This is a genomic window from Streptomyces coelicoflavus (genome assembly GCF_045041415.1).
GTDB classification, from domain to species: Bacteria; Actinomycetota; Actinomycetes; order Streptomycetales; family Streptomycetaceae; genus Streptomyces; species Streptomyces coelicoflavus.
Genome location: NZ_CP108218.1, coordinates 2690148 through 2712115, shown reverse-complemented (window position 1 = coordinate 2712115; position 21968 = coordinate 2690148). Strand labels below are relative to the sequence as shown.

At 73.7% G+C, this 21968-nt stretch carries 24 protein-coding genes; 4 read left to right on the top strand and 20 right to left on the bottom strand.

Translation table 11 applies throughout. The features are described from left to right. The first annotated feature begins 13 nt into the window (after positions 1-13). Entirely contained in the window at positions 14-1276 is a 1263-nt protein-coding gene (locus OHA99_RS11815; protein WP_381497530.1) for a styrene monooxygenase/indole monooxygenase family protein, read from the top strand. On the opposite strand, the gene OHA99_RS11810 is transcribed toward OHA99_RS11815, so the two are convergent. The 4 genes from OHA99_RS11810 to OHA99_RS11795 all read right to left on the bottom strand — a co-directional run bounded on the left by OHA99_RS11810 (position 1240) and on the right by OHA99_RS11795 (position 4517). Further along, positions 1240-2397, bottom strand: a complete 1158-nt coding sequence (locus OHA99_RS11810; RefSeq protein WP_381497529.1) for an NlpC/P60 family protein — start codon at positions 2395-2397, stop codon at positions 1240-1242. The two genes, OHA99_RS11815 and OHA99_RS11810, sit on opposite strands and share 37 nt — an antisense overlap. Before the next feature lie 103 nt (positions 2398-2500). Next, positions 2501-2824: a hypothetical protein gene (locus OHA99_RS11805; RefSeq protein WP_054099044.1), complete on the bottom strand. Its 324-nt coding sequence runs from the start codon at positions 2822-2824 to the stop codon at positions 2501-2503. A gap of 52 nt (positions 2825-2876) precedes the next feature. Further along, positions 2877-3530 (bottom strand): TetR/AcrR family transcriptional regulator, encoded by a 654-nt coding sequence (locus OHA99_RS11800; RefSeq protein ID WP_381497527.1) that lies wholly within the window; start codon positions 3528-3530, stop codon positions 2877-2879. A 48-nt stretch (positions 3531-3578) separates the two neighbouring features. Further along, positions 3579-4517 (bottom strand): diiron oxygenase, encoded by a 939-nt coding sequence (locus OHA99_RS11795; protein ID WP_054099043.1) that lies wholly within the window; start codon positions 4515-4517, stop codon positions 3579-3581. 236 nt (positions 4518-4753) lie between these two features. Between OHA99_RS11795 and OHA99_RS11790 the strand changes: the two genes are divergently transcribed. Then, positions 4754-5353: a Uma2 family endonuclease gene (locus tag OHA99_RS11790; protein ID WP_405695654.1), complete on the top strand. Its 600-nt coding sequence runs from the start codon at positions 4754-4756 to the stop codon at positions 5351-5353. Here the strand turns inward: OHA99_RS11790 and OHA99_RS11785 are convergent. The 5 genes from OHA99_RS11785 to OHA99_RS11765 all read right to left on the bottom strand — a co-directional run bounded on the left by OHA99_RS11785 (position 5328) and on the right by OHA99_RS11765 (position 10916). Continuing rightward, the gene (locus OHA99_RS11785; RefSeq protein WP_405695652.1) at positions 5328-6818 is read right to left on the bottom strand and encodes a penicillin-binding transpeptidase domain-containing protein; all 1491 of its coding nucleotides are present in this window, start codon (positions 6816-6818) and stop codon (positions 5328-5330) included. The two genes, OHA99_RS11790 and OHA99_RS11785, sit on opposite strands and share 26 nt — an antisense overlap. A gap of 16 nt (positions 6819-6834) precedes the next feature. Then, a complete protein-coding gene (locus OHA99_RS11780; RefSeq protein ID WP_164383253.1) occupies positions 6835-8208 on the bottom strand; it encodes an FtsW/RodA/SpoVE family cell cycle protein in 1374 nt (457 codons plus the stop codon). Positions 8209-8251: 43 nt separating this feature from the next. After that, positions 8252-8710: an SH3 domain-containing protein gene (locus tag OHA99_RS11775; RefSeq protein ID WP_153177971.1), complete on the bottom strand. Its 459-nt coding sequence runs from the start codon at positions 8708-8710 to the stop codon at positions 8252-8254. Between the two features lie 140 nt (positions 8711-8850). Beyond that, positions 8851-10095 (bottom strand): ATP-binding protein, encoded by a 1245-nt coding sequence (locus OHA99_RS11770; RefSeq protein WP_153177970.1) that lies wholly within the window; start codon positions 10093-10095, stop codon positions 8851-8853. Then, positions 10092-10916 (bottom strand): hypothetical protein, encoded by an 825-nt coding sequence (locus OHA99_RS11765; protein ID WP_366473180.1) that lies wholly within the window; start codon positions 10914-10916, stop codon positions 10092-10094. The genes OHA99_RS11770 and OHA99_RS11765 overlap by 4 nt, the downstream gene beginning before the upstream one ends. Positions 10917-11218: 302 nt before the next feature. On the opposite strand from OHA99_RS11765, the gene OHA99_RS11760 reads away from it, so the two are divergent. Next, positions 11219-12022, top strand: coding sequence for a nuclease-related domain-containing protein (locus OHA99_RS11760; RefSeq protein ID WP_366473181.1), 804 nt, complete (start codon positions 11219-11221; stop codon positions 12020-12022). Between the two features lie 56 nt (positions 12023-12078). Here the strand turns inward: OHA99_RS11760 and ligD are convergent, their stop codons facing one another. Further along, positions 12079-12960, bottom strand: a complete 882-nt coding sequence (gene ligD, locus OHA99_RS11755; protein WP_165684822.1) for a non-homologous end-joining DNA ligase — start codon at positions 12958-12960, stop codon at positions 12079-12081. 65 nt (positions 12961-13025) lie between these two features. Between ligD and OHA99_RS11750 the strand changes: the two genes are divergently transcribed. After that, positions 13026-14108, top strand: a complete 1083-nt coding sequence (locus OHA99_RS11750; protein ID WP_164383248.1) for a Ku protein — start codon at positions 13026-13028, stop codon at positions 14106-14108. A 4-nt stretch (positions 14109-14112) separates the two neighbouring features. Here the strand turns inward: OHA99_RS11750 and OHA99_RS11745 are convergent, their stop codons facing one another. The 10 genes from OHA99_RS11745 to OHA99_RS11700 form a co-directional block, all read right to left on the bottom strand. Further along, positions 14113-14745, bottom strand: coding sequence for a hypothetical protein (locus tag OHA99_RS11745; protein ID WP_153177965.1), 633 nt, complete (start codon positions 14743-14745; stop codon positions 14113-14115). Positions 14746-14983: 238 nt separating this feature from the next. Next, positions 14984-15730, bottom strand: coding sequence for a DUF4142 domain-containing protein (locus tag OHA99_RS11740; RefSeq protein WP_153177964.1), 747 nt, complete (start codon positions 15728-15730; stop codon positions 14984-14986). A gap of 183 nt (positions 15731-15913) precedes the next feature. Continuing rightward, a complete protein-coding gene (locus OHA99_RS11735) occupies positions 15914-16348 on the bottom strand; it encodes a PPOX class F420-dependent oxidoreductase (protein ID WP_153177963.1) in 435 nt (144 codons plus the stop codon). Between the two features lie 82 nt (positions 16349-16430). After that, positions 16431-17330, bottom strand: a complete 900-nt coding sequence (locus OHA99_RS11730; RefSeq protein ID WP_153177962.1) for a DUF3152 domain-containing protein — start codon at positions 17328-17330, stop codon at positions 16431-16433. A 247-nt stretch (positions 17331-17577) separates the two neighbouring features. After that, on the bottom strand, positions 17578-17913 hold the full coding sequence (locus tag OHA99_RS11725; RefSeq protein ID WP_007444682.1) for a TcmI family type II polyketide cyclase: 336 nt from the start codon (positions 17911-17913) through the stop codon (positions 17578-17580). A gap of 138 nt (positions 17914-18051) precedes the next feature. Then, positions 18052-18531, bottom strand: coding sequence for an SRPBCC family protein (locus OHA99_RS11720; protein WP_164383245.1), 480 nt, complete (start codon positions 18529-18531; stop codon positions 18052-18054). A 1-nt stretch (position 18532) separates the two neighbouring features. Beyond that, a complete protein-coding gene (locus OHA99_RS11715) occupies positions 18533-18802 on the bottom strand; it encodes an acyl carrier protein (protein ID WP_007444685.1) in 270 nt (89 codons plus the stop codon). A 68-nt stretch (positions 18803-18870) separates the two neighbouring features. After that, positions 18871-20145 (bottom strand): ketosynthase chain-length factor, encoded by a 1275-nt coding sequence (locus OHA99_RS11710; protein ID WP_153177961.1) that lies wholly within the window; start codon positions 20143-20145, stop codon positions 18871-18873. Next, positions 20142-21413, bottom strand: coding sequence for a beta-ketoacyl synthase (locus OHA99_RS11705; RefSeq protein WP_153177960.1), 1272 nt, complete (start codon positions 21411-21413; stop codon positions 20142-20144). Before OHA99_RS11705 ends, OHA99_RS11710 begins: the two co-directional genes overlap by 4 nt. Continuing rightward, entirely contained in the window at positions 21410-21886 is a 477-nt protein-coding gene (locus OHA99_RS11700) for a cupin domain-containing protein (protein WP_087789536.1), read from the bottom strand. The genes OHA99_RS11705 and OHA99_RS11700 overlap by 4 nt, the downstream gene beginning before the upstream one ends. Positions 21887-21968 lie beyond the last annotated feature (82 nt).

Sequence of the window (21968 nt, the reverse complement as noted above, 5' to 3'; positions counted from 1 at the left end):
AGACGGAAACCGCATGCGGAAGATACTCGTCGTCGGAGCCGGCCAGTCCGGCCTCCAGCTTGCCCTCGGCCTTCAGTCGCACGGCTACGAGGTCACCCTGATGTCCAACCGGACCGCGGACGAGATCCGCACCGGCCGGGTCATGTCGACGCAGTGCATGTTCCACACGGCACTCCAGCACGAGCGCGATCTCCAGCTGAACTTCTGGGAGTCCCAGGCCCCGAAGATCGAGGGACTCGGCGTCTCGGTGGCGGCCCCCGGCTCCTTCGACCCCGGTCCCTCGCAGCGCGCGATCGACTGGCTCGGGCGCCTCGACGGCTTCGCGCAGTCGGTCGACCAGCGGGTGAAGATGGCCGGCTGGATGGAGACCTTCGCCCAGCGCGGCGGCCAGCTGGTCATCCACGGCGCGGCCGTCGGCGACCTGGACTACTTCTCCCGCGCCTACGACCTGGTCCTGGTCTCGGCGGGCAAGGGCGAGCTGGTCCAGATGTTCGGCCGCGACGCCTCCCGCTCCCCGTACAGCGAGCCGCAGCGCGCCCTCGCCGTCGCCTACGTCCACGGGATGGGCCCGCGCCCCGAGCACCCGGAGACGGAGGCCGTGCGCTGCAACCTGGTGCCGGGCGTCGGCGAGATGTTCATCATGCCGACGTTCACCACCTCGGGCCGCGCCGACATCCTGTTCTGGGAGGGCATACCCGGCGGCCCGCTGGACGCCTTCAAGGACGTCAAGGACCCCTCGGAGCACCTCTCCCTGACCCTGGAACTCATGGAGAAGTTCCTCCCCTGGGAGTACGCGCGGGCCACCAAGGTCGAACTGACCGACGCCGGCGGCACCCTGGCCGGCCGCTACGCCCCCACCGTCCGCAACCCGATCGGCCGCCTCCCCGGCGGCGGACTCGTCCTCGGCGTGGCCGACGTGGTCGTCGCCAACGACCCGATCACCGGCCAGGGCTCCAACTCCGCCTCCAAGTGCGCCGCCTCCTACCTCGACTCGATCATCGAGCACGGCGACCAGGAGTTCGACGCGGCCTGGATGCAGCAGGCCTTCGACCGCTACTGGGAGACCGCCCAGCACGTCACCAAGTGGACGAACACCATGCTCGCCCCGCCGCCGGAGCACATCCTCAACCTGTTCGGCGCGGCGACCCAGCTCCAGCCCATCGCCGACCGCTTCGCCAACGGCTTCAACGACCCGGGCGACTTCGAGAACTTCTTCTACGACCCGGCGAAGACCGAGGGCTACCTGGCCGAGGTCTCGGGCGCCGCGGGCGCGTAGGAGGCCGCGTACCCCTCGTCCGGCCCGTCCGTCGCCCCCGCGGGCAGCCTCGGTGGCGTGTAGTGCCGCAGGGGCTGCCCGCCGGGGTCGGGACGGACGGCGCCCAGGACCGGGTTGGCGGCGATCGGCGAGACCTTGACCTCGGCGCCGGGGCGCGGTGCCTGGACGACCATGCCGTCCCCGAGGTAGAGCGCCACGTGCGTCGCCTCGGGGAAGTACACGACCAGGTCACCGGGGCGCAGCTCGTCCAGCGCCACGTGTTCGAGGCGCGCCCACTGCTCCTGGCTGGTCCGCGGGATCGGCGTCCCGGCCCGCTCCCAGGCGACCGAGGTCAGCCCCGAGCAGTCGTACGACACCGGTCCCTCGGCGCCCCACTCGTACGGCTTGCCGAGCTGCTCCACCGCGAAGCGCACCGCCCGGTCGCCCCCGTCGGACGGCTTGGCGTCGTCGCCGAGCGCCCCGGACGCCAGGAACCGCTCCTGCTCCTCGGCGATCCCGCTCTTCTCCAGCTCCGCCAGCGCGGCCAGTTGCCCGGGGGTGAGGGAGGCGAGCAGCTCCTCGACGGCGCGCAGGCGTTCGCGCACGTCGTCCCGGTCCTTCTCCTGCGCCCCGGCCAGGGCGGCCTGCCGGGCCAGGGCCTCGCGCGAACGCCGGGCCAGCTCCTCGGCCTTCTTCTCGGCACCGGTCAGGCGGCCCACGGTCTCGACCCGTTCCCGGGCCAGCCGGCCGATCACGTGGCCCTGGTCGATCGCGTGCTGCGGATCGCGGGCCAGCAGCAGCCGCAGGTAGGGGGAGAGGCCGCTGCTGCTCTGGTACTGCTGCCGGGCCAGCCGCCCGGCCGCGCCCCGGCTGTCGTGCAGGGACGTACGGCTCCGCGCCAGCTCGGCGTCCAGCCGCCGCACCTCCGCGCGCTGCCGCCGGAGGCGTTCCTCGGTGCCGTTGTACGTCTCGGTGGCCTTCTCCGCCTCCCGGTACAGCCGCTGAAGGTCCGTCAGCAGATCGCTCACCGTACGGTCGTCGGTGGCGCCGGGCGCGGGTTCGGCCGCCGCGGGCACGGGCGCGAGGACGATTCCGGCCGCGAGCGCCGCCGTACACGCCAGCCGCAGGAGCCTTCCTGACATGCCATCACCTCCGGTGCGGGGCGGCGGGTCCGCTCCGCACGGTGAGCATGCGGGGGGCCCGCGGGCTTCGCGCGCCGAGTGTGCGCGGACCGGCGCAACCGGGTCACCCGTCCGCGTCGTCCGGCTTGCCGCGCGGCGTGGCGTCTGGATCGGCGGCCGCCGGGCGGTCCGGCTTCGACCAGGGCCACTTCCGGTCGGAGCCCGTCCGGCCGGTGGGGTCGTACGTGTACTTCCACCGGGCGAACCGCAGCCCGCCCCGGGCGTCCCGGGGCTCCCTGCGGTACACCAGCACGGTGGGCGGGCCGCCGTCCGGGTCCGGTACGGGGATGCGGTACGTCTTCGGCGGGTGCCCGGTCATCCCGACCAGGACGGGCAGCACGCGTCCGTCCATCGGGCCGCCCTCGAAGGGGGTGTCTTCGCTCTTCACGGCACCAGTGTCGGTGATCGGCGCAGCGGGTGCCGGAGACCGGCGCCCGGGGTCAGAGGTCCGCCGCCAGCGCCTCGACCAGGGTCGCGGTCTGCGGGTCGCGGCGGGCGGTGACCGTCAGCACGGCGAGGAACTGCTCGACCAGCCAGTCCCGCAGCTCGTCGAGGGGCGGCTGCTTGTCCTCGTCCAGCCAGATCAGCGAGGCCGCCTCCACGGCCGTGATCCACATCCGGACCGTCATCCGCAGCCGGGGGCCGGGCTCGGCGACGTCCAGGTGGCCCATGATGTGGTCGGCGGCGGCCCGGCGTACGCCGTCCACGATGCCCGAGGTCTGCGAGGTCTCGACGACGCTGCCGCCGCGCAGCAGGGCGCTGAAGCCGGTGTCGTGCTCGTCGACGAAGGTGAGGTAGCGGTCCAGGGCGCGGGAGAGCCGGGCCAGCAGCGGGCCCACGCGGGGCTCGTCGAAGCACAGGCGCAGTTCGTCGGCGGCGGAGCCGAGCGCGGCCTCGTACAACTGCTGCTTGCCGCCGGGGAAGTACCGGTACACCAGCGGCCGCGAGACCCCGGCCTGCTCGGCCACGTCGTCCAGGGAGACCTCCTCCGGGGGCCGGTGCGCGAAGAGGGAGAGCGCCGCGTCCAGCAACTGGAGGCGGCGCTCTTCGACGCTCAGGCGGCGGTAGGCGGGGGTGGAGGCCTGCGGATTCATGTCCGCAGGGTAACTGGGCGGCCCGGCGTGGCGGGGCCGCCGAGGGGCTTACGCCAGCAGCCCTGAGGACCGCCACAGCTTGCGGCCCGCGCCGCGCAGGACGCCGATGTCGTCCAGGAAGTCCGTGAGGCGCTTCGCGCCGGTCTGCATGATCTCCTTGCGGTGGCCGCTGGCCTGGACCTGGGCCAGGGCCTCCCGCTTGTCCAGGCCGACGTTCGTGTAGACCTCGGGGTTGATGAAGGCCTTGGAGAAGACGCGGGCGAACTCGCCGGAGGTGACCCGGGTGAACTCCTGCGACCACTTCGGGGCCGTCACCATCTGCCGCCGCAGCTCCTCACGGGCGTACCGCACGTGCCGGGCCTCCTCCACGACGTGGATGCGCGTGACGCCCCGGATCAGCGGCTGGACCCGCTCGTCCGGGAAGGTCAGCCGCTGCATCCAGTCCAGGACCTCCTCGCCGAGCAGCGTGGCGGTGAAGGAGCCGGGCGTGGTGGAGATCGTCTTGAAGAGGCGGCCGAGGTGCTGGTGGACCGGGCTCACCGGGTACCACGGGGTCTCGCCGCGCGATATCAGCCGGGCGAACATCTTCGAGTGCCGGCACTCGTCCTCGATCTCGGTCAGCGCGTAGCGCACGTGGGCGCTCGTCGCCGCCTTGTCGTAGACGTGCCGGACCAGGAGCTGCATCAGGATCAGCTCGAACCAGATGCCGAGCGAGGCCAGCGCGGCGGCCTCGTGCTGCGAGAGCGCGATCCGCTGCTCCTCGCTCATCCGCTGCCACATCGGGGTGTCGTACAGCGACACCAGCTCCGGCGGCCAGAACCACTTGCCGTCCTCGAACGGCGCGTCCCAGTCCAGCTCCTTGTCCGGGTCGAACGAGTGCTTGGCGGACGAGTCGAGCAGCCGTTCGGCCACCTGCTCCCGGTCCTTGAGCAGGCCGAGCGCGTCGCGCAGGCCCTCGAGCGCGTCGGCTTCCGTCAGGGTCGTCATGGCTGTGTCCCACCTCGTCGAACGGATCGTGTTACCCGCGGTCACTCCAGCGTGCCGAGTCTTATGAGACTGCGTGTCAGCAAGCTCGTCAATCCCCTGCGCGGAACTTGTTGACCGCGAGTAAAGGTGGGGCGCCGTCAACGCCTCGGCGCGGGACCACTCGATGGAGCGCCCCGTCGGCGTTCGTCCTGGGTACGCTGGCCGTGTCCGTCAGACTCCGGGACATGGGAGCGATCATGAGCGCCGCACGTGACTACGGGCTGGACGACGACTACGAGTGGCCCCGTCCGCCGGAGGGCGGCTGGACGGCGGACGACCTCGACGAGCTTCCCAACCTGCCTCCGCACACGGAGCTGATCGACGGGAGCCTTGTTTTCGTGAGTCCGCAGACCGCTTTTCACATGCGTACGATCCGCTTGCTGGACCGTGCCCTCAGCGACCAGGCGCCGGACGAATTCGAGATCTACCGCGAGTTCACGGTGACGCTCAACGACCGGAACCGTCCGGAGCCCGACGTGCTGGTGGCCCGGGCCGGTGCGGACCTGGGACCCAAGCAGACTCGTCTCCTCCACAGTGACGTTCTTCTGGCCGCTGAGGTGGTCTCCGAGGACTCGATTGACAGAGACCGGGAGACCAAGCCCCGCAAGTACGCAGCTGCGGGCATTACGCACTACTGGCGGATCGAGCAGAACAACGGACTGCCCGTTGTCTACGTCTACGAACTGGAGTCGACGGCGAAGACCTACGTGCCCACTGGCATCTTCCACAACCGCCTCAAACTCACTGTCCCCTTCCTCATCGACATCGACCTCACCGCCGTGAACCGTCGCCGATAGCCCCGCCCTCACCCCCGAGAACCGCCTCCATCACCGCCCGCGCGATCGGCGCCGCCAGCCCGCCCCCGCTGATGCGGTCCCGGTCGGCCGCCGAGCCCTCGACCACCACCGCGACCGCGACCTTCGGCTCCACGTCCCCGTCGCCCCGCGCCCAGGAGACGAACCACGCGTACGGCGTGCCCGAGTTGCCGACGCCGTGCTGGGCGGTGCCGGTCTTGCCGCCGACGGTGGCACCCGGGATCGCGGCCTTCGCGCCGGTGCCCCTGTCCACCACGCCGGTCATCAGCTCCTTGAGCCGCGCCGCCGTCGAGGGACGCATCACCTCGTGGGACGGCCGCGACCCGGCCGCCGCCACCAGGCTGCCGCCCGCCCTCAGCGTCCGTTCCACCAGATACGGCGAGCGCACCTGGCCGCCGCCCGCCACCGCCGCCGCCACCATCGCCATCTGCAACGGCGTCGCCCGGGTGTTGTACTGCCCGATCGACGACAGGCCGAGCTGCGCCCGGTCCACCGAGGTGTCGAAGGTGCTGCGCGCGACGGGGAAGGGCACCCGCAGTCCGTCGTCGTTGAAGCCGAAGGCCTCCGCCATCGCCGTCATGCCGCGCACGCCCACGTCGATGCCCAGCTTGGCGAACACCGTGTTGCAGGACCACTCGAACGCCTCCCGCAGCGAGGCGTCCCGGCAGCCGTCGGCCTCGTTCGTGAGCTTCGTCCGCGTCCCGGGCAGCGTGTACGGGTCGGGGGAGCGGGTCGGCGCGTCCAGGTCGCGGACCACCCCCGCGTCCAGCGCCGCCGCCGCGGTGACCACCTTGAAGGTCGAACCCGGCGGATAGGTCCGGCTCACCGCCCGGTTGAGCATCGGCTTGTCCGGGTCGGCGTTCAGGCGGTTCCAGGTACGGGTGGCGGCCGTGCTGTTCCCGGACAGCAGCTGGGGATCGTAGGACGGGGTGGAGACCAGGGCCAGGATGCGGCCCGTGGCCGGCTCGACGGCGGCCACCGCCCCCTTGCGCCCACCGAGCCCCTCGAACGCCGCCCGCTGCGCCGCCCCGTCGATCGTCGTCACCACGTCGCCGCCCGGGTTGTGGGCGCCCGTGACGTCGTTCCACAGCGGCAGCGGCGCGAGCATCGGGTCGGCCCCGGACAGCAGGCCGTCCTCGGCGTGCTCGAGCAGCGTCGTCCCGTACGCCTGCGAGGCGAAGCCCGTGATCGGCGCGTACATCGGCCCGTTGGCGTAGGTCCGCTCGTAGCGCAGGTGCTCGCCGGTGTCGCGGGAGCCGGTGACCGCCTCGCCGCCGACCAGGATGTCGCCGCGCGGCTGCTGGTAGCGGGCGATGTCGGGGCGGCGGTTGGCCGGGTTGTCGTCGTACTCGGGCTTCTGGACGATCTGCACGCGGGCCGCGTTGACCACCAGGGCGACCAGCAGCAGGGCGCAGAACACGGCGGCGTGCCGGATGTTCCGGGTCACCGGGCCCGCTCCCCGCTCATGGCTCCGCCCGCCCGCCGGCCTGGCTGCGGGCCGCGTGGCTCACCCGGATCAGCAGCGCCACGATCGCCCAGTTGGTGACGACCGAGGAGCCGCCCTGCGCCAGGAACGGCATCGCCATGCCGGTCAGCGGGATCAGCCCGGTCACCCCGCCCGCGATGACGAACACCTGGAGCGCCACGATCGAGGAGAGCCCGACCGCCAGCAGCCGCCCGAAGGGGTCGCGGGCGCCGAGGCCCGCCCGGTAACCGCGCTCCACCAGCAGCCCGTACAGCAGGAAGACGGCGGTCAGCCCGAGGAAGCCCAGCTCCTCCCCGGCGGTCGCCAGGATGAAGTCCGACTTGACGGCGAAACCGATCAGGACCGAGTGGCCGAGGCCGAGCCCCGTGCCGGTCAGCCCGCCCGCCGCGAAGGCGAAGAGCGACTGGGCCAGCTGGTTCGGCCCGTCGCCCGCCTCGATGGACGCGAAGGGGTGCAGCCAGTCCTCCACCCGGCTGTGCACGTGCGGCTCCAGCCAGCCCACGGCGACCGCGCCCAGCGAGGCCAGCACCAGGCCGACGGCGATCCATCCGGTGCGGCCGGTGGCGACGTAGAGGAGGACCACGAACAGGCCGAAGAAGAGCAGCGAGGTGCCGAGGTCGCGTTCCAGGACCAGGACGCCGACGCTGACCAGCCACACCGCCAGGATCGGGCCCAGGACCCGGCCGGTGGGCAGCTGAAGCCGCCACACCCTGCGGCCCGCGTACGCCAGCGCGCTGCGGTTGGCGGCCAGGTACGCGGCGAAGAACACCGCGAGCAGCACCTTCGCGAACTCGCCGGGCTGGATGGAGAAGTCCCCGAGCCGGATCCAGATGCGGGCGCCGTTCACCGCGGGGAAGAAGATCGGCGCGGTGAGCAGGGCGAGCGCGGCGGCGACGCAGACGTAGGCGTAGCGCTGGAGGACCCGGTGGTCGCGCAGGAGCAGGACGACCACGATGAACAGGGCGACGCCCAGCGTCGACCACACCAGCTGCGCCGGCGCCGCCCGGTCGCCCGGCGTCTCCAGGTCGAGCCGGTAGATCAGCACCAGGCCCAGGCCGTTGAGCAGCACCCCGATGGGCAGCAGCAGCGGGTCCGCGTACGGGGCGCGCAGCCGCACCGCCAGATGGGCGAGGAGCGCCAGCACCCCGAGCCCGGCGCCGTAGCCGGCGGCGTCGGGCGGGAGGGCGTCGTGCTGCGCGAGGCCGACGTTGCAGTAGCCGAACACCGACAGCAGGACGGCCATCAGGATCAGCGCGAGTTCGATGCCCCGGCGCCGGGGAAGTCGGGCGACGGGAGCGGGTGTGTCCGCCTGTGCCACGGTGAGTCCGGTTCCGGTTCCGGCCTTGGTCATGTCCGGAACTTACCCAAATGGTGTGGTCTGCGCGTCGTCCGGCTCAGCACCAGCGCGGCGCGGGGCCGACGTTGTCGATGTAACGGGCCGCGCCCCAGGCCCAGGTGCCGTCCGTGAGGAGGTACCACAGGGGGTTGCCCTTGACCTTGGAGCCGGGCGTCTTGCAGTAGATGGAGACGACCTCGCCCCGGCGGGCGTAGCGGATGACGTCCGCGCCGCGGCTCGGGGAAGTGCGCAGGGCGAGCCGGTCGGCCGTCACGACGCCCCGGTAACGGCCCTGCTCCTGGCGGCCGTCGTTCCCGCCCCACTCGCCGCCGCTGCCGCCCCCGCCGCCGTTTCCGTCCCGGGCGGCACCGGACGTGGAGCCCCGGTCACCGCCCCACCCGTCGTTCGCGACGGCGGGCGTGACGGCGACGGCGGTGGCGAGCGCCCCGGCCGCGAGGGCGGTGGCGAGGCCGCGGACCAGAGGGAAGCGCGAGGCGGGTGCGGACAGTGGCGACATGGGAGTACCTCCCGGGAGCGAACGGGCCTTCAGGTGACTAACCGCCACATTAGGAGCGTCCCGTACGAGCCGCCCGCCGCACTGAGCCATCGGCGCAGCCACCCTGGTCAAGGACACGGACGGGGCCGGGGCGGGCCGGGTCAGGGCTGCTGAGGCAGCGTCAGCCGGGCCAGCGCCCCGCCGTCCGGCGGGTTGGCGAACTCGAGCCGCGCCCCGAGCACCTCGGCCTGCCCCAGCGCGATGGTCAGCCCCAGCCCGTGCCCCTTGGTCCCGCCCTCGGTGCGAAAGCGCTGCGGCCCGTGCGCGAGCAGGTAATCCGGATAGCCGTCCCCGTGGTCCCGTACGGTGATCACCGCACCGTCCACGGTCAGTACCACCGGCCCCCGCCCGTGCCGGTGCGCGTTCGCGACCAGATTGCCCAGCACCCGCTCCAGGCGCCGCCGGTCGGTCTCCACCCGGGCGTCCCGTACGACGTCCACGCGCGTGGCGGTGCCCGAGCCCCGCACCACCCGCCGGGCCAGCGCGCCCAGCTCCTCCGGCTCCGTCTCCATCCGCTCCCGCCCGCTCTCCAGCCGGGAGATCTCCAGCAGGTCCTCGGTGAGGGTGCGCAGCGCCGCCACCCGGTCCCGCACCAGCTCGGTGGGGCGGCCCGGCGGCAGCAGCTCGGCCGCCGCGTGCAGACCGGTGAGCGGGGTGCGCAGCTCGTGCGCCACGTCGGCGGTGAAGCGCTGCTCGGCCAGCAGCTTGCCCTGGAGCGACGACGCCATCGAGTCCAGCGCGGCGGCGACCGAGGCCACCTCGTCCTGCGCGCGCGTCGGATCCTGCGCGCGCGGATCACCGACCCGCGCGTCGAGGTCCCCGGCGCTGATCCGCCGCGCCACCCGCGCCGTGGTGTGCAGCCGCCGCGTCACCCGCGTCACCGCGAACGCGCCGACCAGCAGCGTCGCCCCGATCGCCAGCCCCGACGACCACACGATGGCGCCGTCCAGACCGTCGATGGTGGCCCGGCCCTGGGAGTGGTCGACCCGCACCGCCAGCGCCCGGCCGTCCGCGGCGGGACCCGCCGCCCACATCGTGGGGCGCCCCTCGTAGTCGGCGGCCATCGTGCCGCGCCGGCCCGACACGGCCAGCTCGCGCAGCCGCCGCGGCAGCCCCGGCGGATCGATGCCGGCCCCGCGCCGCAGCGGGTCCCCCGCCTCGTAGGACTCCGTCGCCTCCCGCAGCCGGGACAGGGCGACGTCCCGCGCCTGGCCGACGGTCTGGTCGGTGACCGAGACGTGCACCAGGACGCCGAGCAGCGCGGCGAGTCCGCAGCACATCACGGCGATGAAGACGGCCGACCTCACGGCGAGGGGCCCGGCCCACCGGGGGAGCGCGAGCCTCACCGGTCGCTCGCCCGGGAGGACGGGGAGTACGGGGAGGAGGAGGAGGACGGGGAGGCGGCGGCCGACGGCGACGCGGAGGGGCGCTTCGTGTGCCGCCCGCCGTCGTCGGTGCGGAGCATCTCGTCGCTGGTCAGCAGCATGGCCCGCTGGTCGGCGTCCCAGGTCCACTGCAAGCGGTACTCGTAGCCGGCCACCTCCGAGGGCGAACGGACGATGACCGTCCGCCCGGCCAGCTCGACCGCGCTCACGGCGTCCTCGTAGGACATGACCCGCACCAGCCGGTCCTTCTCGACGGTGTAGACGCGTACGGCGGTCAGCTTCTCCGGCAGCAGCCGGAAGCCCAGCGTCATCTCGGGGCGCCCGTCGCCGGTCAGGTCGCGGTAGTACGGCCGCAGCACCGGGCAGCCGGCGTCCCCGGCCCCGTCGCCGGTGCCGTCCCCGGCCCCGTCCGTGCCGCAGTCCGCCATCCGCACGGACGTCTCGTGGTACGGCGCCTTCGCGCCCGCGTAGTCGTCCGGGCGCGCGGCGATCTCGGCCCGCACCGCGGCCACCGGATCCGCCCTGCGGACGTCGCCACCGGGCACGGCGACGCCGTCGACCACCGCGTGCTCCACCTCGCCGATGTCGTACGCCGGACTCGACGCGGGGGTCAGACCGGGCCACAGCCGGGCCGGACTGCGCGCGGCGGGCGTCGCCCCGGCGCCCCGCAGCCCGCCGGTGTCCCCGCAGGCGGCCAGCGCGCCGGCGGCGGCCGCGGTCGCCAGGAGCAGCGCGAGGGCGGCGGGGACACGGGCTGGGCGCCCGCGGCGGCTCGGGAGCACTGCACTCCTGGGGTCTGGGGACGGTGACGGCGTCGGCGGTCCCGCACGGCGGGCGGCGTGCACCGGGACACGCGGTGCCGCGGGATCCGCGGCGCCGTACGCGTCCTCGTACGGAAGGCCATTTTGCGTGCGCGCGGGCCCGCCGGGCTACTCGGCGCCACAGGGCGAGCTGCGGCGCCCACGGCGGGCGCCGGGCCCGGACCGGCCGGATCGCGTCCCCGGTTCTGCCCAACCCCACCCGGACGCAACCGGGTTCTTGCCCCGGCAGCACCGCGCCTGGTCCCATGGAGGGGGGTGATGTCGTGGAAGGAGTGCGCGTCATACCGACCTGGCGGCATGGCCGGGAAAGGCTCTACGTCTGCCTTCCGGACGGCGGGAACGTCGCCTGGTACGACCGTGAGGCGGCCCGGGTCAACCTGCTGAGCGACGACCGCAGCGACGAGGTCCTGCACGCCCTGGCCCCCTTCCTCACCGGACCGGTGGCCGTCGGCCCGCCCCCGGTCCCGACCCCGGCCGAACTGGCCCGGCTCGCCCTCCACCCGGACGACGACCTCGCCCCCAACCGGCCCGGCGAGGCGCTCCTGGTCGCCCTGGAACGCGAACCCGGACCCGCGCACCGGCTGCGCCCCGACCCCCGCCGCCGGGCACTCGCCGCCGAGCAGGCGACGGGCACGGCGCTGGACCGCCTCGACGGCGCCGGCTGGCACACCCTGCACTCCCTCCCGCTGCCCGGCGGCGACCGCGTCCACCACCTGCTGATCGGGCCCGGCGGCCTCTTCGCCCTCCACGTGCTGCCCGCCCGCAGACAGCGGGTCCGGATCGGCGACCCCCTGGTGACGCTGGGCCGCCGGACGCCGCAGCCCCTGCTGCACCGGGTCCGCGCGGACGCCGACCGGGCCTCCCACGCCCTGACGGCGCAGGTCCGCCCCGTCCTCGTCCTCGTCGAGCCGGCGCACGTGAGCGTGACCGCCCCGCCCCGTTCGGTGCGCGTCCTCACCGACGGGGAGCTGCCCGGCCTGGCCCGGACGGGCGGGATGCTGAAACCGGCGGACGTGGAGGCCCTGCACGCCACGGCCCGGGACCGGGCCACCTGGACCCGCCTCTGAACGGCGCCCGGCGCCCGGCGTGTCCGGCGTGTCCGGCGTGTCCGGCGTGTCCGGCGTCAGGGCAGCTTCGCGGCCCGCCTCCGGTCGAACAGCGGCGCCAGCAGGTCGCCGTAGTCCTCCACCCGGGGCCCGAGGTCTCCGGTACGGAAGACGAACTGCTCCGCCCGCCCGCACCCGGCGACCTCGTCCCACGTCACCGGGGTGGACACCGCGGGCACGGAGCGGGCCCGCACGGTGTAGGGGGCGGCCGTGGTCTTGCGGGCGGCGTTCTGGCTCCAGTCCACGAACACCTTCCCCGGCCGCAGACTGCGCGTCATCCGGTGCACCACCAGCGCCGGCAGCGCCTTCTCCGCCTCCACCGCCAGCGCCTTCGCGTACTCCGACACCCGCTCCGAGGACGACCCGCGCACCCCCGCCAGCAGGTGCAGCCCCTTGGCCCCGGACGTCTTGGCGTACGCCTCGATCCCGTCCGCCGCCAGCCGCTCCCGCAGCCACAGCGCGACCTCGCAGCACTGCACCACGGTCGCGGGCGGCCCGGGGTCCAGGTCGAACACCAGCCGGTCGGCCTCGTCGGGGTCGGCCGCGGTCCACTGGTGGGTGTGGAACTCGGTCACCAGGTTCGCCGCCCACATGAGGCTCGCCAGGTCCTGCACCAGCACCATCCGGGCCGGGCCCTCCGAACGGGGCACCTCGGCCGTGGTGACCCAGTCGGGCGTACCCGGCGGCACGTTCTTGGTGAAGAACAGCTGCCCGTCCGGACCGTCCGGATACCGCAGGAAGGAGACCGGGCGGTCCCGCAGGTGCGGCAGCAGCACCCGCGCGGTCGTCGCGTAGTAGTGCAGCAGCTCGCCCTTGGTGAGGCCGGCCGCGGGATACAGCACCTTGTCCAGGTTGCTGAGGGCCACCCGCCGCCCCTCCACTTCCGTCATCGGCGCCATACCATGAGAATCTCACGAAACAGGGACAAAACGCCTGAGAGGCCCCGAAAGGAAGGGTGCTGCACGTGCGATCCATCTGGAACGGCGCCATCTCCTTCGGCCTGGTCAGCATCCCGATCAAACTGGTGAACGCGACCGAGAGCCACGCGGTCTCCTTCCGCCAGATCCACACGGAGGACGGCGGCCGGATCCGCTACCGCAAGGTCTGCGAACTGGAGGACCGCGAGGTCACCCAGGCCGAGATCGGCAAGGCCTACGAGGACGCCGACGGCTCGATGATCCCGATCACCGACGAGGACCTGTCCCAGCTGCCGATCCCGACGGCCCGCACGATCGAGATCGTGGCGTTCGTGCCCGAGGACCGCATCGACCCGCTCCAGATGGGCTCGGCCTACTACCTCGCGGCGAGCGGCGCCCCCGCGGCCAAGCCGTACACCCTGCTGCGCGAGGCGCTCAAGCGCAGCAACCGTGTCGCGATCGCCAAGTTCGCGCTGCGCGGCAGGGAGCGCCTGGGCATGCTCCGCGTCGTCGGCGACGCCATCGCGATGCACGGCCTGCTGTGGCCGGACGAGGTGCGGGCCCCCGAGGGCGTCGCCCCGGAGGGCGGCGTCACCGTGCGCGACCAGGAACTGGACCTCGCGGACGCCCTCATGGACACCCTCGGCGAGATCGACCTGGACGACCTGCACGACGAGTACCGGGAGGCCGTCGAGGAGGTCGTCGCCGCCAAGGCCTCCGGCGAGCGGCCCCCGGAGGCCCGCGAGGAGGCGGCGCCCGGCAAGGTGCTCGACCTGATGGCCGCGCTGGAGAGCAGTGTGCGGGCGGCCCGGGAGTCCCGGGACGGCGAGGGTGCCGGGCCCGCCGAGGAGGCCGAGGTCAGGTCCCTGCCGCAGCGCAAGACCTCGTCGCGCCGGACCCCCAAGGAGACCGGCGGCAAGAAGTCCGCCTCGACGGCCGCGAAGAAGACGGCGGCGAAGAAGGCGGAGCCCAGGAAGTCGACGGCGAAGTCCACGTCGACGGCGGCGAAGAAGACGGCGGCCAAGGGCACCGCCAAGAAGACCGCGGCCAAGAGTGCGGCCGGGAGCGGCGACAAGGGCGGGGCCAGGAACACCCCCAAGAAGACGGCGTCCCGCAGGCGCAGCGCCTGACGGGTCAGTCGAACGTCCGGGAAGGGGTAGACGCCCGGGGTATCGCGGACGGGGCGGGCTCGAAGACGGCGGGGCTCGCGGCGCCGGACTCCGCCGGAGCGAGGGACTCCGCGAGCTGATCGGTGGGGGAGTCCGCCTCGGAGTCCGCCCTGGAACCCGCCCCGGAGTCGGCCTCGAAGTCCGCCCCCGAGTCCGCCGTGGGCACGGCGGGGCTCTCCTCCAGGCGCTGCCCGATCGTTTCGGCGGGCCCGCCGCCCGGCGTGGCCGGGCCGCTGGACAGCTGCGACCACGCGGTCAGGGCGACGGCGAGCGCGGCGGCCGTGCCGAGGACCCGGCCGACCCGCCGCACCCGGGACCGGCCGTCCAGCTCGCGCCAGGCGGGGCCCGCCCACGTGTCCTGCGGGCGCCACGCCTCGCCGACCGTCTCGGCGGGGCGGACCGCGCGGCCGGGCCGGCCGGCGGGGGGCTCCGGCCGCCAGCCGGGGAGGCGGTCCCGCGCGGCGGGCTCCCTGGGGGCGGAGGCGCGGATGGCGCGTTCGTCGTCCTCCAGGAACAGCCGCCAGACGTGCTCGGGCACGGACGGAGTACCGTCCGGCTCGCCCGGGGTGTCGCCGCTGCCCGGCCCGGAAGCGGTCATGGTCCCGCTCTTCCTGTCGTCGGTCCCCGGTCGGCGAGGGCAGGAGGAGGGGAACGGCCCGCCCACCACCGGTACCGGCGCCGGATGGTCATGGCCGGCGGACTTCGTCGGCCGCCACCCCCTAAGAACGAGCGGAGCCCGGGGCCCGTTCCCCCGGCCGCGGGTCGTGACTCGGTCGTAATGGTGCCCGGGGAGGGGCGGGGCGGACGGTCCATGGTGCTAGCCGTGGCGGTCCGGCTCAGGAGCCCGCCGGGGACGGAGTGGGCGTCGGGGAGGCGGTGTTCACGTTCAGGTCGGGACGCGGCTTGAGCACCAGCACCTGCTCGCCCGGCTGCGGCGGGGGCGGGGTGACCTTCTCGCGGGGCAGCTTCGCCGGGCCGGTCTGGTTGAAGGTGACCTCGTCGTACTCGACCAGCCCGGTCTTCTCCAGCACCGTGATGTGGTCCAGGACGGTGTCGTTGGCCAGGTCCGCCAGCTGCCGCACGAGCGTGTTCTTGGTGGACGCCCGGATCTTGGCGATCGCCGGGAAGATCTGGCCGTGGGTCACCCGCATGATGTTGACCGCCGAGGAGTCGAACTCCTTGCCGGTCTTGGCGTCCACCGTCGCCACGAAGCCCTCCTGCTGCGGGGAGGCCCGGTTGGGGAGGGTGATGCCCAGCTCGGGGGCGATCTCGCGGCACATCGCGTCGAGACCGGCGTGCCCGACGACCAGGTGCTCGCCGGCCGTCTTCATCGCCTTCGTCGTACCGCGCTCCATCACCATCTCGCCCAGCGGGTACTCCCACAGCCCGGCGGCCCGGACCTTGACCACGAAGTCGCGGTCCGCCTCGGTGAGCGGACCGGACTTCGTACTGGCCACCACCCGGTCCTGGTTGCCGTCGGGCTTGTCCAGACCGAGCACGGCCGGGAAGGCCAGCGCGGTGAGGGTCAGGGTCATCGCACCGAACAGGACGACGACTCCGATCCTGCTGCGGGACAGGCGCATGGTGCCTCCAGGGGCGACGCGACACGGGTACGCCAGGAGGTACGGAAGCGGCGGGCGGATCCTTCACCGCTCCGGCACAAAACTTGTGCGGCCGGTGCGGGACCCGCTCCCGGCCCGCCGCCACGCCGGTCCCGCCCCCGGCCACGCCGGTCCCGCCCGCCGCCACGCCGGTCCCGCCCCCGGTCAGCCGAGGTCGGCGCCGTACACGCGCTCGACCGTGATGGTGAGCAGCACCCGCCGGTCCGACACCATCGCCGCCCGGTACTCGTCCCAGTCCGGGTGCTCCCCGGACACCGCGCGGTAGTACTCCACCAGCGCCTCCACCTCCGGCCCGTGCGGGTCGGTGCCGGGCCCGGTGAGGGTGGCGACGCCCTCGGCGCTGGCCCAGGACCTGCCGTCCGCGGCGGTCACCTCCAGCACGGCCCGCGGGTCCCGGCGCAGGTTCGCCGTCTTGGCCAGCCCCTCCCGCGTCGACACGCGGATGACGCCGGCCTCCGGGTCGTAGGCGGGCATGACGGGCGAGAGCTGCGGGCGGCCGTCCGACTTGATCGTCGCCAGGACGCCGAGCCGGCTCCCGGCCAGCAGGGTGCGGGGGTCGAAGCGCTCTGTGGTGGTCATGGACCCGATCATCACCCCCCGCCCCGCGGCCTGTCCCGCGAACCGTCCGCCGAACGCGCCGCGCGGGCCGGCCGGAGGCGGCTCAGGGCACCGAGGGGCCGCCCAGGTAGTCGCCGGCCTCGTCGTAGGGCCAGGCGTTGGCCACGCACCCCTTGAGGCCCTTGATCTGCTGCATCATCGCCGGCGCGGGCCGGCCGGCGCCGGGGCAGGTCTCGTGGCCGTGGCCGATGCGGTGGCCGACCTCGTGGTTGACGATCAGCGCCCGGTACTCGTGGATCGGCCCGTCGAACTCCGGCGAACCCAGCACCCAGCGCTTCAGGTTCACCACGACGTCCGTGCCCACGCTGCAATTGACCTCGCCCCGGGTGAGCAGGCCCGCGGCGCCACAGATCTTGTCCACCGTGCCCGGCGTGGCGATCTTCACCACGAAGTCGTAGGAACCGCTGCTGACCAGCCGGAAGGAGTTGGTGCCGTCCTGGGTCCAGCCGCGGTCGTCGGCGAGCACCTCGGATATCTCGTCGGCGGCGGCGCTCGGCCGGATGTCGACGCCGTCCTCGACCAGGACCTTGTAGCGGCGTACGCGGCTGCCGGTGCCCACCGTCGTGCCGTCGGCCTGGGCGGTGACGAAGGTGCCGGGGCCGGTCGCCGGAATGGCGATCGTGGAGGGGGACGGCGAGACCGAGGGCGACGGCGAGGTCTTCAGGGACGGGGACGGCGAGGGGGAGGAGGAGGCGGACGACTTCGCGGTCGAGGCGTCCAGGGCGTCCGCGACGTCGGCCACCTGGTCGTCCGTCACCGGCGGCCGGGTCTCCCGCCAGTAGGCGACGGCGGCACCCGCGGTGAGCAGGACGGCCCCCAGGGCGAGGCAGGCCAGGACCGCGCGGGCGGGTCCCCGGCGTCTGCGTCTGCGAGCGCGGGATCTGTGCCCGGCGCCGTCCGGCCCGGTTCTCCGGTTGCTCCGGCGGGCGGTGGATCGGCCCACGGCGTGCGTCCTCTCTGCTGGTCGTCGGGGCACGCACAGCCAACTCCGGTGTGCTGTTGTACCCCCAAGATCCAAGCGGACGCACGTACGAAAACATCACAGTTTCCGACGTGTCCCTTCTCACGCGGACATTCGGACCGTGAGCGCAACCGTTCGATGCCCGGTTACGTCTTCGCCCGGAACGTCTTCGTCGGGGCCGCCCGGAGGACATCCGGGCGGCCCCGACGCATGCGGGGACGGAGTGCCGTCAGTGGGCGGGGGTCCGCTCCCAGCGGTAGAAGCAGCGCGCCATCGCGTCCTTGGGACCGCGCCAGGTCGCCGGGTCGTACGCCGAGACGTACGGCTCGAGCCGCTCGCTGACCTGGCGGAACTCCGGGTGCCCGGTCAGCCTGCCGATGGTGGGGGCCGGGTCCTCGTCGCTCTCGATGAGGTGCAGGTACACGCCGTCACCGAACTCGAAGAGGCTGCGCCGGTTGACGCCCACCAGGTGCGGCAGTTCGCCGCCGTCGGACTCCGCGAACACCTTCGCGATGTCCGGTGCCGCGCCGGGTGCCATCCGGGCGACGATCAGTGTGTGGTGCATGGGGTGCTGCCCTTCGCCGGTGTCGGTCGGTGCCGGTCGGGGTCGGTCGGGGTCGGTCGGGGTCGGTCGGGGTCGGTCCGGGCCGGCCGGGGTGCCGGCCGGCCGGGGTGCCGGCCGGCCGGTGTCGGTCTCCCGGTGTCAGTCGGCGAGCACCGAAGCGGTGCGCCGCTCGCCCGCCGCCTGCTCGATCCGGTCCCGGATCAGCGCCATCTGCGTACGGGAGTTGCGGTTGATGTTGTCCGTCATCCAGGCGTCGTCCACGGGCGCGTCCGGCTTCATCGCGAAGTCCTGCGTCCAGCGCATGACGGTGCCCTCGGCGGTCTCCGCGTACTCCCAGACGATGTTCATGTACTGGAAGGGGCCGGTCTCCACGCGCTGGGCGCGGACGGTGCGGGTGACCGGGTCGGCGACCCGCTCGGAGACCCAGCTCCACACCTTGCCGTCGGCGTCCGGGTGCATGGTGAGCCGGAAGGTCACCTTGTCGTCGTCGCGGCCGAGCACCTCCACGGAGGCGTACTCGCTGAACAGCGCGGGCCACTTCTCGATGTCGTTGGTCATGTTCCAGACCAGCTCCATCGGGGCGGCGATGGTGATCTCGTTGTCGGTGTGCCCTGCCATGTCACACTCCCGTCTTGAGGGCGCCGTTGATCAGCGCGAGGAAATCCGCGGGCGTCTTGCAGCGCTCGGCCTGCTCGGGCAGGCCCAGGCCGTACCGCTTCTCCAGCTCGGCCACGATGCCCAGCAGGCCGAGGGAGTCCAGGCCGAAGGTGTCGAAACCGTCGTCGGCCTGCTGCCGGAGGGTGACCGGGTCGACGTGCACGCCGGCGGTGCGCTTCATCAGCGCCGACAGCTCCTCGACGGTCACCTGGTAGTCCAGTTGGTCGGTCATGGTGTCCTCCTTGACTCGGGTTGGCCGGTCACGGGCACCGCCCGTGACCGTTGGTCGTCGTCCGGCCGTCAGCGGCCCCCGGGCGGTACCGCGCCCCGGCGCAGGACGAGCGCCGAGTTGGACCCCATGAGGCCGCGCGCCAGGACCAGGGCCGTGCGCGGCTCGGCGGGGCGGGCCCGGCCGGTCACCAGGTCCAGGTCGTGGCACACGTCCAGCACGTGCGGGGTCGGCGGGATCAGCCCGTGCTCCATCGCGAGCACCGCCGTCGTCACGTCGAGCACCGGCGCCGCGCAGTACGCCCGCCCGGTCCCGGTCTTGGGCGCGGTGACCGGCACCCGGGCCGCGTGCGGGCCCAGCGCGTCGGCCAGCGCCAGCGCCTCCGCCCGGTCGGCCTCCGGGACGCCGAGGGCGTCCGCGAAGACCACGTCGACGTCCTCGGGCCGGCAGCCCGCCTCGGCCAGGGCACCCCCGATCGCGCGGGCCAGCCCCTCCCGGGACCGCTCCCAGCGGCCGGGCCCGGTGAAGGTCGCCGCGTGCCCGGCCACCGTCGCCCGCACGTCCGCGCCGCGCTCCCGGGCCGCCGCCTCCTCCTCCACGAGGAGTACGGCCCCGCCCTCGGCCGGTGCGAACCCGCAGGCGGCGTCGGTGAACGGGCGGTAGGCGCGGTCGGGTTCGGCGGCCCGGCTCAGCTCGGGGTAGCCCAGCTGGCAGACGATCGAGTACGGGGCCAGCGGCGCCTCCGTCGCGCCGCAGACCACCGTGTCGGTGCCGTTCCGCACGGCCAGCGCGGCGTGCGCCAGGGCGTCCAGGCCGCCCGCCTCGTCGGCGGCGACGACCCCGCAGGGGCCCTTGAAGTCGTTGCGTATGGAGACCTGGCCGGTGCTGGCCGCGTAGAACCAGGCGATCGACTGGTACGGGCCGACGTGGCGCGAGCCGTGCCCCCACAGGTTCTGCAGCTCCCGCTGCCCGAACTCGCCGCCGCCCGAGCCCGCCGCGGTGACCACGCCGACCGAGAACGGCGAGTCCGCGTCGGCCCGGCCGAACCGGGCGTCGGCCAGCGCGTGCTGGGTGGCGGCCAGCGCGAAGTGCGTGAACCGGTCGGTCTGGACGAGGAAGCGGTCCTCGACCGTCTCGGCCGCCTCGAAGCCGGGCACCTCGCCCGCGACCCGCAGCGGCAGGTCCGCGCAGCCCTCCCGGGTGACGGGCCCGAGGCTGCTGGCGCCGTCGGCGACCGCCTTCCAGTACGCCTCGACGCCGGTCCCGTGCGGGGACACCACGCCCAGGCCGGTGACGACCGCGCGCCGGCTCCCACCGCCGGTGCCGGTCCGTTGTGGTCCGCTCATCGCAGCCCTCCTTCACTGCCGCTCAGTACGACCGCCGACTGGAAGCCGCCGAAGCCGCTGCCCACCGAAAGGACGTGCCGCAGCGTCCGCTCCCGTGCCTCGCGCGGCACGTAGTCCAGGTCGCACTCGGGGTCGGGGGTCGTGTAGTTGGCCGTGGGCGGCACCACCTGGTGGGCCATCGCCAGGACGCACGCGGCCAGTTCGATGGAGCCGATCGCGCCGAGCGAGTGGCCCACCATCGACTTGATGGAGCTCATCGGCGTCGCATAGGCGTGCGCGCCCAGCGAGCGCTTGACGGCCGCGGTCTCGTGCCGGTCGTTCTGCTGGGTGCCGGAGCCGTGCGCGTTGACGTAGTCGATCGCCGAGCCGTCGAGTCCGGCCATGTCCAGCGCCGTGTCGATGGCCCGCGCCATCTCCAGGCCCTCCTTGGTGAGCCCGGTCATGTGGTACGCGTTGCCGAAGGTGGCGTAGCCCGATATCTCGCAGTACACGTCCGCGCCCCGGGCCCGCGCGTGCTCCAGGTCCTCCAGGACGAGCACCGCCGCGCCCTCGCCCATCACGAAGCCATTGCGGTCGGCGTCGAAGGGGCGGGAGGCGTGCGCCGGGTCGTCGTTGTTCGGCGAGGTCGCCTTGATGGCGTCGAAGCAGGCCATGGTGATCGGCGATATCGGCGAGTCCGCCGCGCCCGCCAGGCACACGTCGACCCGCCCCTCGGCGACCGCGTGATAGGCGTACCCGACCGCGTCGAGACCGGACGTGCACCCGGTGGAGACGGTCTGCACCGGCCCGCGCACCCCGAACTCCTCGGCGACCGCGGAGGAGAGGGTGGCCGGGGTGAACGCGCGCTCCAGGTGCGGCTCGGCCCGCCGGTCGTCGACGTCCCAGCGCGTGCCGCGCTCGCTGACCAGGACGTAGTCGTGTTCGAGCCGGGTGGTGCCGCCGACCGCGGTGCCGAGGGTGGCACCGGCCCGCCAGGGGTCCTCGCGGTTCATGTCGAGGTTCGCGTCCCGGACCGCCTCCGAGGCGGCGACCAGCGCAAACTGCACGTACCGGTCGCAGCGCTGGGCGGTGGCGAGGCCGAGCCCGTGGTCCGACGGCTCGAAGTCGCACTCGGCGGCGATCTGCGAACGCAGCCCGGCCGGGTCGAACAGGGAGATGCGGCGCGTCGCCGTACGGCCTTCGGACAGCAGCCCCCAGAACTGGGGCACGCCGATCCCGCCCGGGGCGACGACGCCTATGCCCGTGACGGCGACCCGGCGCCGGGTCACGACACCACCTCGGCCGCGGGGGCGGGCCGCTCGTGCCCGGCGCCACCCGCGTGCGCGTGCGCCCCGTCGCAGGGGAGCGCGTTGCCCTCCGCGTCCTCCGTGTCGACGTGGCCCAGCTCAGGGCGCGGGGCCAGCGGCCCCAGGTGGAAGACGAGCCGCGCCTCGACGTCCCCCGCGTTGCGGAAGCGGTGGCGCATGTCCTGCGGGATCAGCAGCCCCTGCCCGGTGGCGAGCGAGTGCGGCACCCCGTCCAGGTCCACCTCGAGGGTGCCCTCCGTGACGTACACGAACTCCTCGGAGTACGGGTGGTAGTGCTCGGCGATGCGGTCGCCGGGCTGCACGATGGCCACGCCCATGAAGCCGCTGGTCGACCCGGCGGTGGTGGGCGTGAGAAGGGCGCGGAGGTCTCCGCCGCGGCGGCGGTTCGGCGCGATGTCGCCGAGGGAGACGATGCGTACCTGCTGGTCTGTCATGTCGTTCACTCCGGGGTGACGGGAGGACGGGGGAGGAGAAGCGGTGGGGGGAGGGGTTCGCGCGGTCCGGCGGCCGGGCACG